At 60.7% G+C, this 15,117-nt stretch carries 10 protein-coding genes; 6 read left to right on the plus strand and 4 right to left on the minus strand.

What is annotated here, in order from left to right:
* Positions 1–267 precede the first annotated feature (267 nt).
* Positions 268–1,908, minus strand: coding sequence for a methyl-accepting chemotaxis protein (locus BWR59_RS29180; protein WP_081569164.1), 1,641 nt, complete (start codon positions 1,906–1,908; stop codon positions 268–270).
* 464 nt (positions 1,909–2,372) lie between these two features.
* Between BWR59_RS29180 and BWR59_RS29185 the strand changes: the two genes are divergently transcribed.
* Positions 2,373–3,977, plus strand: coding sequence for a tetratricopeptide repeat-containing response regulator (locus BWR59_RS29185; RefSeq protein ID WP_081569165.1), 1,605 nt, complete (start codon positions 2,373–2,375; stop codon positions 3,975–3,977).
* Entirely contained in the window at positions 3,974–4,666 is a 693-nt protein-coding gene (locus tag BWR59_RS29190) for a HAMP domain-containing sensor histidine kinase (protein WP_081569166.1), read from the plus strand. The genes BWR59_RS29185 and BWR59_RS29190 overlap by 4 nt, the downstream gene beginning before the upstream one ends.
* 261 nt (positions 4,667–4,927) lie before the next feature.
* Here the strand turns inward: BWR59_RS29190 and BWR59_RS29195 are convergent, their stop codons facing one another.
* The 3 genes from BWR59_RS29195 to BWR59_RS29205 all read right to left on the minus strand — a co-directional run bounded on the left by BWR59_RS29195 (position 4,928) and on the right by BWR59_RS29205 (position 9,093).
* On the minus strand, positions 4,928–6,154 hold the full coding sequence (locus BWR59_RS29195) for an alkaline phosphatase family protein (RefSeq protein WP_168184547.1): 1,227 nt from the start codon (positions 6,152–6,154) through the stop codon (positions 4,928–4,930).
* Between the two features lie 249 nt (positions 6,155–6,403).
* A complete protein-coding gene (locus tag BWR59_RS29200) occupies positions 6,404–7,126 on the minus strand; it encodes a FadR/GntR family transcriptional regulator (protein ID WP_081569168.1) in 723 nt (240 codons plus the stop codon).
* A 224-nt stretch (positions 7,127–7,350) separates the two neighbouring features.
* A complete protein-coding gene (locus tag BWR59_RS29205; RefSeq protein ID WP_081569169.1) occupies positions 7,351–9,093 on the minus strand; it encodes an IlvD/Edd family dehydratase in 1,743 nt (580 codons plus the stop codon).
* A 222-nt stretch (positions 9,094–9,315) separates the two neighbouring features.
* On the opposite strand from BWR59_RS29205, the gene BWR59_RS29210 reads away from it, so the two are divergent.
* The 4 genes from BWR59_RS29210 (at position 9,316) to BWR59_RS29225 (ending at position 15,032) form a co-directional block, all read left to right on the plus strand.
* Positions 9,316–10,629 (plus strand): MFS transporter, encoded by a 1,314-nt coding sequence (locus tag BWR59_RS29210; RefSeq protein ID WP_081569170.1) that lies wholly within the window; start codon positions 9,316–9,318, stop codon positions 10,627–10,629.
* 207 nt (positions 10,630–10,836) lie between these two features.
* On the plus strand, positions 10,837–11,829 hold the full coding sequence (gene araD1, locus BWR59_RS29215) for an AraD1 family protein (protein WP_081569171.1): 993 nt from the start codon (positions 10,837–10,839) through the stop codon (positions 11,827–11,829).
* Positions 11,830–11,907: 78 nt separating this feature from the next.
* Positions 11,908–13,494 carry an aldehyde dehydrogenase (NADP(+)) gene (locus BWR59_RS29220; RefSeq protein WP_081569172.1) on the plus strand — a complete coding sequence of 529 codons (1,587 nt, stop codon included), beginning with the start codon at positions 11,908–11,910 and terminating at the stop codon, positions 13,492–13,494.
* A 212-nt stretch (positions 13,495–13,706) separates the two neighbouring features.
* Positions 13,707–15,032: an MFS transporter gene (locus BWR59_RS29225; RefSeq protein WP_081569173.1), complete on the plus strand. Its 1,326-nt coding sequence runs from the start codon at positions 13,707–13,709 to the stop codon at positions 15,030–15,032.
* The last annotated feature ends 85 nt before the right edge of the window (positions 15,033–15,117 follow it).

A 15,117-nucleotide genomic window follows, 5' to 3' on the forward strand; every position in this document is an offset into this window, starting at 1 on the left:
ACGATAGTCCGGTTTCGCGCCCGGCGGGCGAGGGGTAGGGGTTCAAGGTCGATGGGGCAGACCTCGAGTGCTGTGTCCCTCCGCGCTGGCTTCTTGTTAGATCATTGGATTCAGCAGCTTGAGTAACATCAAACCGTCGCAGCACCTGGTCATCAGGTCCAGGCGCTTTGCGACGGGGGCGGGATTGTACCCGAAATGTGATTTACGACAAAACACATGACGATTTAGTCAATACGCCAATGTGTCACAGGTGGCGAAGGGGTGGCTTCAGACTGTGAACTTGCCCACCATCGTATTGAACGACACCGCCAGACGCGACAGTTCCTGGCTGGATGCGCTGGTCTGATTGGCACCTGCGGCGGTCTGAGCGGACAGGTCCTGGATGTTCACCAGATTGCGGTCGACTTCCCGCGCCACTTGAGCCTGTTCTTCGGCGGCGCTGGCGATGACCAGGTTGCGTTCGTTGATCTGGCTGACGCCTTCGCTGATGCGTTCCAGCGCCAGCCCTGCTTCGGTGGCCAGGGTCTGGGTATTGACCGCAATCGCCTGACTCTTGCCCATGGCCTGCACGGCTTCGTCGGCGCCATTGCGCACCAGGGTGATCATCGCTTCGATCTCGCCAGTGGACGTCTGAGTACGATGGGCGAGGGCGCGGACCTCATCGGCAACCACGGCGAAACCCCGACCCTGCTCACCGGCACGGGCAGCTTCGATGGCAGCGTTGAGCGCCAGCAGGTTGGTCTGTTCGGCGATGCCGCGAATCACGTCCAGCACTTTGGTGATGTCACGAATCTGACCGGCGAGGGCCTCGACGCGTTGGGTCGAATCGTTGATCTCCACGGTCATGGTGTTCATCGCGGTGACCGCTTGCTGCACCTGACGCTGGCCCTTGAGCGCATCGTCGGCGGTCTGGGTCGAGACTTGGGAAGCACTGGCGGCGTTGCGGGCGACTTCTTCGACAGCGGCGGTCATCTGATTGACTGCCGTCGCAGCCTGCTGAATCTCGTCGTTCTGGCGCTGCAGCCCACGGGTGCTGTCGTCGGTGACGGCGGTCAGTTCTTCTGCGGCTGACGCCAACTGGTCCGAGGCATTGGCGATCTGCTGCACAGTGCCCTTCAGGCTGCCTTGCATGTTGGACAGCGCCTTGAGCAACTGACCGGTCTCATCCTGGCCGCCGACGGCGATCGCTTGAGTCAGGTCTCCGCTCGCCACACGAGCCGCGCTCTCGACAGATTGATAAATCGGCCGGGTAATCATCCGCGTGACGATCAGGCCCAGGGCAATGGCACAGATCACGGCCAGCAGCGAGCCGATGATCAACACCCAGGTCACCTGGCGATCAGTGTCCACACCGGCCTGGGTGGCTTCGTTGGCCTGGCGTGCGTTGGATTCGATGATGATTTTCAGCTCGGCCATGGTCTTGCGGTACGTCGGCGTGACGCTGCTGGCGGCCAGTTTGCTGGCTTGTTCGATGTCGCCGCTCTGGATGACCGCGAGGGTGTTCGCAACCGCTGCCACATAGGCCTGCCAGTCACGCTCGAAGTCATCACCGGCCGCTTTTTCGTCAGCCTGCAGTGGCGTGCTGCGGTAAATCCTGAAGTCGGTTTCTGCCTGAGCCTGGTTTTCCTTGAGTGACTGAATCGCCGCATTGACTTCATCCGGGCTCGCCTTGATAGCGCTCAGGCCGATGGCTTTGAAGAAGTCGCGGTTGGTGGCGATGACGTTGGCTTTCACCGAGTCGACTTTGGTGATCGACAGCAGGTTATTGGTAACAGTGCTCTGGAACAGGTCATACAGGCGTGAAATACCCATGTGTCCTAGCACGCCCACTGCGACCGTAATCAGCGCGCACAGGCAGAAGGCAGACAAGAGCTTGGACTTGAGTTTCAGGTTGGTCAGCCAGGACATTGAATGTTACTCGGGCAGGAGAGGATGTAGCGACAGACGCAAGCCGCTTTCACTCCCTATCGGCGGGGGTATGACGGACTTTACACATTTCGGAACAGCGACGACGAGCGCCCTGTTTCGTGGGTTTTATTCGCCGTTTCGGATCCATGATCGACTGCACGAAAGGACATTCATGTTTGGTGATTCGCGACCGACAAACTGCGTCACAGATCGGTCGTCGGTATTCACGGCGTGCAGCCTGGCAGTCGCTTTTTCCCGTTGCGATCACCTAAGCTTTACCCCTGCGCCGCCGATAACCCGGGCAAGCGGCGTCTTGCCGCACCCGAAGTCGCCCAGGCGTGTGTGAAATAGCTTGATGGCAAATTGATGTTGGCTATCATCTGCCCCCGCAAAAAAACGGGCGCCGTGAAGTCGATCCGTTGTATAGCCCTTGGGCTGACTTTTCTCCCGTGACAGGAATCTCGATGCTGGCGTGGAACCAAAAAAGCTTTCTGATCGTCGATGATTTCTCCGATTTCCGCAGTTCGGTCAGGTCGATGCTGCGCGAGTTGGGCGTCAAGGAAGTGGACACTGCCGATACCGGCGAACAGGCGCTGAAGATGTGCTCGCAGAAGCGCTATGACTTCATCCTGCACGACTTCAATCTGGGCGACGGCAAGAAGAACGGCCAGCAGGTCCTGGAAGACTTGATGACCGACAAGCTGATCAGCCACGAAAGCGTATTCGTCATGGTCACTGCCGAAAACAGTCAGGCCATGGTCATGAGTGCGCTGGAATGGGAGCCCGATGCTTACCTGACCAAGCCTTTCAATCGCGCGAGCCTGGCTCAGCGTCTGGAGAAGATCGTCCAGCGCAAAAACTTGCTCAAGCCGATTCTTCAGGCGCTGGATCGCGGCAAGCCGGCCGAGGTGCTGGCGGCCTGTGTCAACCTGACCAAACAGGACCCGCGTTTCGCGCCGCTCTGCCTGCGCTACAAGGCAGACGCCCTGCGCGACCTCAACCAGAACGAGCCGCTGGAAGCCTTTCTCAAATCGATTCTCGCCGATCGCCCGCAGCCATGGGCATATGCGGCGCTGGGCAAGTTGCTGTTCAAGCGAGGCCGTAACGCCGAGGCGCAGGCGGTGTATGAAGACGCCATTCGTGCCTTCAATGCCATGCCGGTTCTGTTCGACGGTCTGGCCGATGTCCTGATGGCCAGTGGTGACAATCGGCGGGCGCAGAAAATGCTCGAAGAGGCTGTGCGTCTCTCGCCTTATGCGGTGCGCCGTCAGCGTCTGTTGGGCAAGCTGGCACTGGAAAACCAGGATTTCGACGGTGCATCGAAGGCCTTTCGGCAGGCGGTTTCCCAAGGGCAGTTCTCGCGCTTCAAGGACCCTGAAACCAACCTCGGCCTGGCCCAGGCCTTGATCAGCCGTGGCAGTGAGCGCGGACTGGATGCGCGCACCCGCGTCGAGATCAACCAGACCTTGGGCGAAGTCGCCAAGGAACACACCAACGATGCCGGCCTTCAAGTGCGTGCGCGCTTGATGAAGGCCACCAGCGTTGCCAGTTCCGATCCGGAAATGGCCGCCAAGTTGACCGAGCAGGCCATGGCGCGTCTGGAAGGCATGGAGCAGTTCCTGAGTGCCGACGCTGCCCTGGCTGTGGCCTCGCAACTCAAGCAACTGGGGCAGGAAGCGGCCGGCGCAGGCATTCTGAAAAGCTGTGCGGAGATCTACGGCGACGACCCTGCGGTCATGCAGAACATTGCCAAACAGACCGACGATCCGGAAATCCTCAGCGCCGGCAAGGCCGCTGTCGATCTGAACATGCAAGGCATTCGCAGTTACCGCGCCGGCAAGCTGGGCGAGGCTCAGGATTTCTTCCGCCAGGCGCTGGCGTTGCAGCCGAAGAACATCAGTATCGCGTTGAACATGGCGCAATCGCTGCTGCACGTGGGTGTGCAGAACCTCGATACCGCCAGCCTTCAGGAGTGCCAGAACAGTCTGAAAATGGTGGGCAAGATGCCCGACACCGATCCACGTTACGACCGTTATCAGAAACTGCGACTCAGGGCGTTCGGCGAATGACAGATCAGGATCAGGGGCTCGACTTCTCCATGGTGATTGCCTCCACCGTGCACGACATGAAGAACTCGCTCGCCTCGCTGATTCAGGCGCACGGGGAGTGGGTCAAGGCGTTGCCCGAGACGCAGCGGGGCACTGCGGAACAGGGCGTGATCGATTACGAATTCGCGCACCTCAACGGCATGCTGGTCCAGCTGCTGGGGCTGTACAAACTCGGGGTCAATCAGCTTCCGTTGCGCCCGGATTATCACGAGCTGGACGACTTCATTGAAGCGCAACTGGCGTTCCATCAGGAAGTGCTCGACAGCCGCGGCATCGTTGCTCGTTACAGCGTGGATGACTTCGGCCTGCCGGGGTTCTTCGACCGCGAGCTGATCGGTTCAGTGGTGTCGAACGTGGTGATCAACGCCATCCGTTTCGCGCGCCATGAGGTGTTGATCACGGCGGGGCAGGTCGGTGAGCAACTGGTGATCAGCGTCAACGACGACGGCCCGGGTTTCCCTGAGCACATGATCGAGCACCAGACCGATTACGTCCTGGGCATCAACCAGAGCAGCGGCAGCACCGGATTGGGCCTGTATTTTGCGGCCAACATTGCGAAACAACATCAGCGCCAGGGTGTACCGGGACACATCGAGATCGCCAACGGCGGTGAGCTGGGCGGTGGGTTGTTCAGTATTTATTTGCCGTGATTCTTGCGTCAGACGGCACACCGGCTGACTTCACGGTAAATGCGGTTCCGTGGGAGGGAGCCTGCTCGCGAATACGATTTTTCAGTAAAGGTGAGTGAACTGACACCCCGCATTCGCGAGCAAGCTCCCTCCCACAAGTATCCGCGCCAGCCGACAGATCTCGCTTGGCATTCGCCGCATTTAGCTGGGGGGTGTCCAGTTGCCACCGAGGGTCTTGTAGAGGTCGATCTGCTTGAGCTCCCGTTTCGTGTGCCAGGGCTCTCAGCGCTTCACCGGCACCTCTGACACCAGCCGTGAAACCGGCACTTCATTGAGCACCACGGTGTAGTTCAACTGGCCGATGGTTGGCGGCAGTTCGCTGTCGATGTATTCGTTGGATGAGTCGGTGAGTTTGGCGATCAGTTGTCCTGAGCGATAGATCCGCAGCGGTTGCTTGCTGCCCTCGGTGACGCGCCAGCGCAAACGCACTGTTCGGTTGGCGGAGTTCAGGCTCGCGGTCAATTGTCGAACGCCCACGTGGCCAAGCAAAGGCACGCCGTCAATGGCGTACCGTTGCGGGTCAGTGTTGACCCCCAGATGCACGAGGATGGTTGGCGCGATGTCGGCCACGCTGGCAAACCCATAAAGGCCTTCAAGGCCGGGATCGATCGGGTCCTCGATGGGACGGGTCAGTTCTTCGTTGGCGGGTTTGTCGAGGGCGATGAAGGTGGTTTTCTCGCTGTAGCTTTGCTCGCCATGGTCATAGCCATCCGGTGGTCGCCTTCCGTGATCGGTGGTCAGCATGACCAGCCAGTCTTCCTCGGGGTTGTCGTGCTTGCGCTTGGTGAGCGCCGCGAGGATCTGCCCCAGCTGTTGGTCGGTACGGGTTATTGCTTCCTGATAACGCGGACCGAAACCGTTTTCGTGGCCCGCGCCGTCAGGCTGATCGAGGTGTACGAAGATGAAGTCGAAATTGCCGGTGCGTAACTCCTGGACAGTGCGATCGGTCGTGCATTGATCGTCGCCCCCGCACTTGACCCCCAACTCGATGAACCCGGCGTTGATATCGTCGACAAAATTGTCGTTGATCGGATTCCAGCTGACGATGCTCGCGGTGTGCCTCGTGGGTGAGGAGAGGCTGATCAGTTTGAACAGGCTGTCGGTCTTGTTGCGCAGGCCACTGTCGTTGCTGCCGACCCTGTGTCGATTGGCCCACGCGCCGGTGAGGATCGTCGCCCAGCCGGGGCCGCTGAGGGTGGGTTGTTGAGTGACGGTGCCTTTGATGCCGCCTGTATAGCTTTTGCCCAGATGAAATAGCGCGATGTTCGGCGCTTTCCCCGCCTCGATGACCTGTTTGAGCTGCTCGTACTGCACGCCGTCGATGCCCACCAGCATGGCCTTGTGCCGATGGAAGTCGACCGCGTCTCCCAGCAGCATGTTTTTTAGCAACAGAGTGGCCAATAACCCCAGGAGCAAACCGATGCCGCAGAGCTTGGCGATTGGATACATGATGAGCCTCATTTTTTGCACTGAGGTCGCGGGCAATAAGGCATGGAAGGGCGACTAATCCGTGTCGGTCGTGAATGGGAATGTATTGGTTATAGCGGAGTTTTGAAGAGGCGGGAGGGCACCGGAAAATTTGTGTTCATCAGTGATTCCTGTTGCAGCCTGGCTTCCCGGCGCAAGCGATTTCAACGGTGGCATGGCCGGCAAACAGAACGCGGTCCGGCCGTACTGTTAAAGACGTGCGTAACCAGGTCACAACTTCATCCCTTGCCCCAACACCACATTCAACGCATTGCGCGCATCGTCCAGTTGCACGAGGGTCGCGTGATGCGCACCCAGAGCGTCGCGGTTTTCGATGGCGGTGAGAATCGCCTTGTGCCGGGGCAGGGCCAGTTCGTGCAGGTTCGGGCGTTTATTGGAATGCTTCAGTGCTTCGCGCAGCGCCAGCGACAGCATGTTGCACAGGTGTGCCAGCAAGTCGTTGTGGGTGGCGTCGGCAATGCGACTGTGGAAATCCAGGTCCGGTTGCAGCACGGCCTCCACGGTAGGCGCGGCTTCCATACGCTGGTAAGCCTCGCCTATCGCGGCGATCTCGTCCGTAGTGGCGTGCTGGGCGGCGAGCGCGGCTGCGGCGGGTTCGATGATGCTGCGCACGCTGGTCAGCAGGGCGAAGAACTCGTTCTGCGGTGAACTCTGCATCAGCCAGTGCAGCACGTCCGGGTCGAGCATGTGCCACTCACGGCGGGGTTTGACCACCGTACCGACACGCGGACGCGAATACACCAGCCCCTTGGCCACCAACACTCGCGTGGCTTCACGCAACACCGGCCGACTCACGGCATATTCTTCACAGAGCAGGGCTTCGGCGGGGAGCTTGTCGTCAGGTTTGAAACGGCCTGAAACGATCTGCATGCCGATGTCCTGGACAATGCGTGAATGCATGCTTTTGCGGTCGGAGGGCTTACGGTAATCCATGGGGGCGCGAGGCAATCCTGAGCGGTGAATGCCGCGCATCATAGCATTGGCGGATAAAGGGGGGCGTAGCTGGAAAATTCAGAAGCATCATGTGGATAACTGATCGTGCCCACGCTCCGCGTGGGCATGCAGCCTGGGACGCTCCGCGTCCGCTGCTGAGGGACGCCGAGCGTCCTGCCCTGCATTCCCACGCGGAGCGTGGGAACGATCAAGCACCCGGTGGATTAGTGCGAGTGCCTTGGCACTTCCGACCCGCGCATGCCCACCAGGAAGTCGAAGTCGCAACCCTGATCCGCCTGCATCACATGGTCGATGTACAGCTGACGATAGCCGCCGATCAACAGCTGTTGCGGCGCTTGCCAGTCCGCCAGACGCGCGGCCAGTTCTTCCTCGGAAATATCCAGGTGCAGACGCCCGGTCGCGCAATCCAGCTCGATGTAATCGCCTTCCTGCACCACCGCCAACGGGCCGCCCGCTGCCGCTTCCGGCGCAACGTGCAGAACCACGGTGCCGTAGGCCGTGCCGCTCATGCGCGCGTCGGAAATCCGCACCATGTCGGTCACGCCCTGAGCCAGCAGCTTGGCCGGCAGACCCATGTTGCCGACTTCCGCCATGCCCGGATAACCCTTGGGCCCGCAGTTCTTCATCACCAGAATGCTGCTGGCGTCGACGTCCAGCTCAGGATCGTTGATCCGCGCCTTGTACATGTCGAAGTTCTCGAACACCACTGCACGACCGCGGTGTTTCATCAGCGCAGGGGTGGCGGCGGACGGTTTGAGCACGGCGCCCAGCGGCGCCAGATTGCCACGCAAGACGCAAATGCCGCCGTCGGCCACCAGTGGATTGTCGATGGCACGGATGACTTCATCGTCGCCGTAGATGGGCGAGTTCTTCACGTTTTCCCAAAGCGACTTGCCGTTCACGGTCAAGGCTTCAGGGTTAGGGATCAGGTTGTTCTCGCCCAGGCGACGCAGCACCGCAGGCAGACCGCCCGCGTAATAGAACTCTTCCATCAGGAAGCGCCCGGAAGGCTGCAGGTCCACCAGGGTAGGCGTGCCGCGACCGATGCGGGTCCAGTCGTCCAGCTCCAGGTCCACGCCGATACGCCCGGCGATGGCCTTGAGGTGGATCACGGCGTTGGTCGAGCCACCGATGGCTGCGTTGACGCGAATGGCGTTTTCGAAGGCTTCGCGGGTCAGGATCTTCGACAGGCGCAGGTCTTCATTGACCATCTGCACCGCACGCATGCCAGACATATGCGCCAGCACATAACGACGGGAATCCACAGCCGGAATCGCAGCGTTGTGCGGCAGCGAAGTACCCAGTGCTTCGGCCATGCAGGCCATGGTCGAGGCCGTACCCATGGTGTTGCAAGTGCCTGCCGAGCGCGACATGCCGGCTTCGGCGGACAGGAATTCATCCAGGCTGATCTGCCCGGCCTTATACGACTCGTGCATCTGCCAGACGATGGTGCCGGCGCCGATGTCCTTGCCTTTGTGTTTGCCGTTGAGCATCGGGCCGCCGGTGACGACGATGGCCGGTACGTCGCAGCTGGCAGCGCCCATCAGTAGAGCAGGGGTGGTCTTGTCGCAACCGGTCAGCAGCACCACGCCATCGATCGGATTGCCACGAATCGCTTCTTCCACGTCCATGCTCGCCAGGTTGCGGGTCAGCATGGCGGTTGGACGCAGGTTCGATTCGCCGTTGGAGAACACAGGGAATTCAACCGGGAAACCACCGGCTTCGATGACGCCACGTTTGACGTGTTCGGCGATGGTGCGGAAGTGGGCGTTGCACGGGGTCAGTTCGGACCAGGTGTTGCAGATGCCGATGATGGGCTTGCCCTGGAACTGGTGGTCGGCGATGCCCTGGTTCTTCATCCAGCTGCGGTACATGAAGCCGTTCTTGTCGGCGGTACCGAACCATTGGGCCGAGCGCAGGACAGGTTTCTTATTGGAATCAGACATAAATCAGCACTCTTATTGTAAGACTAAAAGCTTCGTGTGCTGACTAAAATAGGCCGAAAATCGTCTGAGTGGAAGAGTTGTAACCTTAAATAGTATTACTATATAGTCGTTTCCCATCGAGGGACGACCCTGCCAGCCCGACTCACAGCAGTAAGGCGCACACGAAGGCCGCGGCGATCCCCGTAAAGCTTCCATAACAAAAACAACGTGGAGACCGCATACATGAGCCAGGAACTCAGGCTTATTCGTCGCATCACCCTGAAACTCATCCCCTTTCTGATCCTGTTGTACCTGATCGCGTATGTGGACCGTTCCGCCGTGGGCTTCGCCAAGCTGCACATGGGCGCGGACGTCGGCATCGGCGATGCGGCTTATGGCCTGGGCGCGGGTCTGTTCTTCATTGGCTACTTTCTCCTGGAAATCCCCAGCAACCTGATGCTCGAACGCTTCGGCGCGCGGCGCTGGTTCGCACGGATCATGGTCACCTGGGGCGCGATCACCATGGGCATGGCCTTCGTTCAGGGCCCGACCAGCTTCTACGTGATGCGCTTTCTGCTCGGCGCGGCCGAAGCGGGCTTCTTCCCAGGCGTGCTGTACTACATCACTCAGTGGTTCCCGGTGCGCCATCGCGGCAAGATCCTGGGGCTGTTCATCCTTTCGCAACCCATCGCCATGATGATCACAGGCCCTATTTCCGGCGGGCTGCTGGGCATGGAAGGCATTGGCGGTCTGCACGGCTGGCAGTGGCTGTTCCTGTGCATCGGTGCGCCGGCAATCCTGCTGACCTGGCCGGTCCTGCGCTGGCTGCCGGACGGTCCCAAAGACGTGAAATGGATGGACCCGGTGGAGAAAGACTGGCTGGCCGGTGAGCTGAAAAAGGATCTGGACGCCTACGGCCAGACCCGACACGGCAACCCGCTGCACGCCCTGAAGGACAAACGCGTGCTGCTGCTGGCGCTGTTCTATCTCCCCGTAACCCTGAGTATCTACGGCCTGGGCCTGTGGCTGCCGACGTTGATCAAACAGTTCGGTGGCACTGATCTGGTCACTGGCTTCGTGTCCTCGGTGCCTTACATCTTCGGCATCGTCGGCTTGTTGATCGTGCCGCGCAGCTCCGACCGCCTGAACGATCGTTACGGTCATCTGGCCGTGCTGTATGTGATCGGTGCGCTGGGCCTGTTCCTTTCTGCTTACCTGAGCGTGCCGGTGCTGCAACTGGCGGCGCTGTGTCTGGTGGCGTTCTCGCTGTTTTCCTGCACTGCGGTGTTCTGGACCTTGCCGGGCCGTTTCTTCGCTGGCGCCAGTGCGGCGGCGGGGATCGCCTTGATCAACTCGGTGGGCAATCTGGGTGGCTACATCGGCCCGTTCGTCATCGGCTGGCTGAAGGAAATCACCGGCAACCTGGCGTCCGGCCTGTATTTCCTTTCGGGTGTGATGGTTTGTGGATTGATCCTGACCGGCATCGTGTATCGCGTTCTGGAGCGCAAGCATGTGCTGCCGGAATCCGAATTCTCGGCCAGCGCCCGGTCGCGATAACGCGCGCGCCCCTGTAGCAGTCCGGCTTGCCGGCGGCAGCGATTTCGAAGCCGTCATCGCCAGCAAGCCCGACTGCTACAGAATCGGTTTCGTATGAGGGTTCCGGAAACACCCCGGAACCTGTAGCAGCACGGCTTGCCGGCGGTGGCGATGTTGAATCAGCCGCCGCAGCGAGCCACGACGCATTAATCTGGAAAGGAGAATTTCATGCATTTGGTTCAATTCGAATTGGGCAACGGCGAGCGCCGTGTCGGTCTGGTGGATGGCGCGCTGGTGCGTGAAGTGCAGGGCGCGACCAGCACCCGCGAACTGGCGCTGGCCGCCATCGACAAGAAAATCTCCCTGGCCGAACAGGTCGACAGCCTGGGCCTGGGCGACAGTCACGACTACTCGCAACTGCGCGCCGACCTGATGATCCTTCCGCCGCTGGACCATCCGGACCCTGCGCATCTGCTGGTCAGTGGCACCGGCCTCACTCACCTGGGCAGCGCCTCGGCTCGCGACAAAATGCACCAGCATGGCAATGACGAGTCGGCCATGACCGACACCATGCGCATCTTCAAGTGGGGCATCGAAGGCGGGAAACCGGCCGCTGGCCAGGCTGGCGTGCAACCGGAATGGTTCTACAAAGGCGACGGCGGCATCGTCATTCGTCCCGGTGAAGCCTTCCCGCAGCCGCCGTTTTCCGAAGATGCAGGCGAAGAGCCGGAGCTGAGCGGTCTGTACGTGATCGGCAACGACGGCAAGCCTTATCGTCTGGGTTTCGCCATCGGTAACGAGTTCTCCGACCACGTCATGGAGCGCAAGAATTACCTGTACCTGGCGCATTCAAAACTGCGCGCCTGCTCGTTCGGCCCGGAGCTGCGCGTAGGTGATCTGCCGCAGAATCTGGCAGGCACCAGCCGCATCCTGCGCGACGGCGAAGTGCTGTGGGAGAAGGAGTTTTTGAGCGGCGAGGCCAACATGTGCCACAGCCTGGAAAACCTCGAATACCACCATTTCAAATACAGCCAGTTCCTGCGCCCGGGCGATGTGCATGTGCATTTCTTCGGCACCGCGACCCTCTCGTTCGCCGACGGCATCAAGACCCAGCCGGGCGACAAGTTCGAGATCAGCCAGAGCGAGTTTGGCGCGCCATTGGTCAACGGCATCGCGCCGACCGAGGCGGTGTTTGTGCCCGGTGGCATCAAGCAGCTCTAAAGACCTGATCAAACGCTGATCCCAATGATCCTTCTCACGCGCAGCGTGGGAACGATAAAAGTTACCGGAGTACCTTTCATGCCTCAGATCCTGGGCCACAACTACATCGGCGGCGCGCGCAGCGCCGCAGGCAATGTGATTGTCTACAGCGTCGACGCCAGCACCGGCGAAAACCTGCCGCACGATTTCTACCAGGCGACAGCGGAGGAGGTCGACGCCGCTGCCAAAGCTGCTGCATCCGCCTACCCGACATACCGCTCGTTGAGCGCTGAAAAGCGCGCGCAATTTCTCGACGCCATCGCCGACGAACTGGACGCGCTGGATGACGACTTCATCGCCACTGTCTGCCGCGAAACCGCACTGCCGACCGCGCGGATTCAAGGTGAGCGCGGCCGCGTGACCGGTCAGATGCGCCTGTTCGCCAAAGTCCTGCGTCGAGGTGATTTCTACGGGGCGCGCATCGATCTGCCGCTGCCGGATCGCAAACCCGCGCCGCGTCCGGATCTGCGCCAATACCGTATCGGCCTCGGCCCGGTGGCCGTGTTCGGCGCCAGCAACTTCCCGTTGGCGTTTTCCACGGCGGGCGGTGATACCGCATCGGCTCTGGCTGCCGGGTGCCCGGTGGTGTTCAAGGCCCACAGCGGTCACATGGCCACCGCCGAGCTGGTCGCGGATGCCATGCTGCGCGCCGCCGACAAGACCGGCATGCCAAAAGGCGTGTTCAACATGATCTACGGCAGCGGCGTCGGCGAATGGCTGGTCAAGCATCCGGCGATTCAGGCAGTGGGCTTCACCGGATCGCTGAAGGGCGGTCGTGCGTTGTGCGACATGGCGGCTGCACGCCCGCAGCCAATCCCGGTGTTCGCCGAAATGTCGAGCATCAACCCGGTGATCATCCTGCCTCAGGCGTTGGGCCTGCGCAGCGAACGTATTGCCGCGGAACTGGCGGCCTCCATCGTTCAGGGCTGCGGCCAGTTCTGCACCAACCCCGGCTTGATCATCGGCCTGCGCTCGCCTGCGTTCAGTGAGTTCCAGAAGCGCCTGGCGGCACAGGTCAAGGATCAGTCGCCACAGACCATGCTCAACGCCGGCACGCTGAGCAGCTATGTCCGGGGTCTTAAAGCGCTGCACGCTCACCCTGGCATCGAACATCTCGCAGGCGACGAACAGCAGGGCGATCAGGCTCATCCGCAGTTGTTCAAGGCCGACGTCAGCCTGTTGCTCGGTGGCGATGAATTGCTGCAGGAAGAGGTGTTCGGGCCGACCTCGATCATCGTCGAGGTCACCGATCAGGCACAGCTCACCGAGGCGTTGCTTGGCTTGCATGGCCAACTCACCGCAACGCTGCTGGTCGATGGCGATGACATGCAACGCTTCAGTGAGCTGACCGCGCTGCTTGAGCAGAAGGTCGGTCGCATCCTGATCAACGGTTATCCAACGGGCGTGGAAGTGGTGGACTCGATGGTCCACGGCGGCCCGTATCCGGCGACCTCCGATGCGCGCGGCACCTCGGTCGGCACACTGGCAATCGATCGTTACCTGCGCCCGGTGTGCTTCCAGAACTACCCCGACAGCGCCTTGCCCGAAGCTCTGAAAAACGCGAACCCGCTGGGTATTCAGCGGTTGGTGGATGGGGTGAATACCGTGGAGGCCATCAACGCCTGACGCAACACCTGGGGGAGGGCGCTCGCGATTGCGTTGCCCGATCGTTCCCACGCTCCGCGTGGCAACGCCCCGCAGGACGCTCCGCGTTCTTGTGACGCGGAGCGTCACGGGATGCATTCCTACGCAGAGCGTGGGAACGATCACCGTAAAGCTACCAACAGATTTACTGCAACCCACCCGACACCCACATAAAAACAAACGAGGTGCGCCCTATGACCGCCAACGCCATACCGCTGGAACAGCTCGACACCGACGCGCTGGAAGACAGCATCTACCGCAAGGTGAGCTGGCGCATCGTGCCGCTGTTCATCTGTTGTTTCCTGTTCGCCTATCTGGACCGGGTCAACATCAGCTTCGCCAAACTGCAGATGGCCAGCGACCTGGGTTTCAGCGAGACGGTCTACGGCCTCGGTGCCAGTCTGTTTTTCGTCGGCTATTTCCTATTCGAAGTTCCCAGCAACGTGCTGCTGCACAAGATCGGCGCACGAATCTGGATCGCCCGGATCATGGTCTCCTGGGGCATCGCATCGGCCTGCATGATGTTCGTGCAGACCGAATTCTGGTTCTACACCCTGCGTTTCCTGATTGGCGTGATGGAAGCCGGCTTCGTGCCAGGCGTGCTGTATTTCTTCACTCAGTGGTATCCGAGCACACGGCGTGCGCGGGTCAACTCCTACTTCAAAAGCTCCATTTGCCTGTGCGGCATCGTCGGCGGTCCGATTGCGGGCATGATCCTGGGCCACTTCGACGGCGTGATGGGCCTGGCAGGCTGGCGCTGGCTGTTCCTGATCGAAGGCATTCCTTCGGTACTGCTTGGCGGCGTGGTGTTCTGGCTGGTCAAGGACCGCATCGAAGACGCACCGTGGCTCAGCGCTCAGGAAAAACAGGTGGTGCTGTCCCGCATGGCCAAAGAGGCCAAACCCGCCACGCCGCAGAAGGTCAAGGACATCTGGAAACACCCGACCACCTACGTCATGTCGGCGATCTACCTGTGCCTGGTCATGGCGCTGACCGGCCTGTTGTTCTGGATGCCGCAACTGATCAAAAGCGCAGGCGTGACGGACACCATGAACATCGGCTGGCTGACCGTGATTCCCTATGTCGGCGCGGTGATCGGCAACCTGTTGATCGGTGCCAGCTCAGACCGTCATCGCGAGCGTCGCTGGCACATGGCGGGCTGCGCGACCCTGACCGCCGCGGGCTATCTGGTCTGCGCACTGTTCCCCGGCCAACTGCTGCCCCTGATGATCGGCATGACCATGATCATGACCGGCATCATCGCCTGGATGCCGATCTTCTGGACCATTCCGCCGCGTTTCCTGACCGGCATCGCCGCAGCAGCGGGCATCGCCCTGATCAACTCCCTCGGCCAGCTCGGCGGCATCATCGCGCCGTTCATGGTCGGCCGCATCAAGGACCTCACCGGCACGGCAACCCCTGCCTTGTTCGCGCTGTTCGCCGTCAGCGTGCTGGCCATCGCGCTGATTGTGTGGGGCATTCCGCAGCGTTATTACGTGAAGGAAGCGGCTCAGGATTGATCGTTCCTACAGCTCTGAAGGCGCTCGCATCTCCACGTGAGCGCCTTTTGACCTATCATTCGCGCTTTCACCTACGCGAATGACT

It is taken from the genome of Pseudomonas sp. Bc-h, assembly GCF_002080045.1.
Taxonomy (GTDB): Bacteria; Pseudomonadota; Gammaproteobacteria; order Pseudomonadales; family Pseudomonadaceae; genus Aquipseudomonas.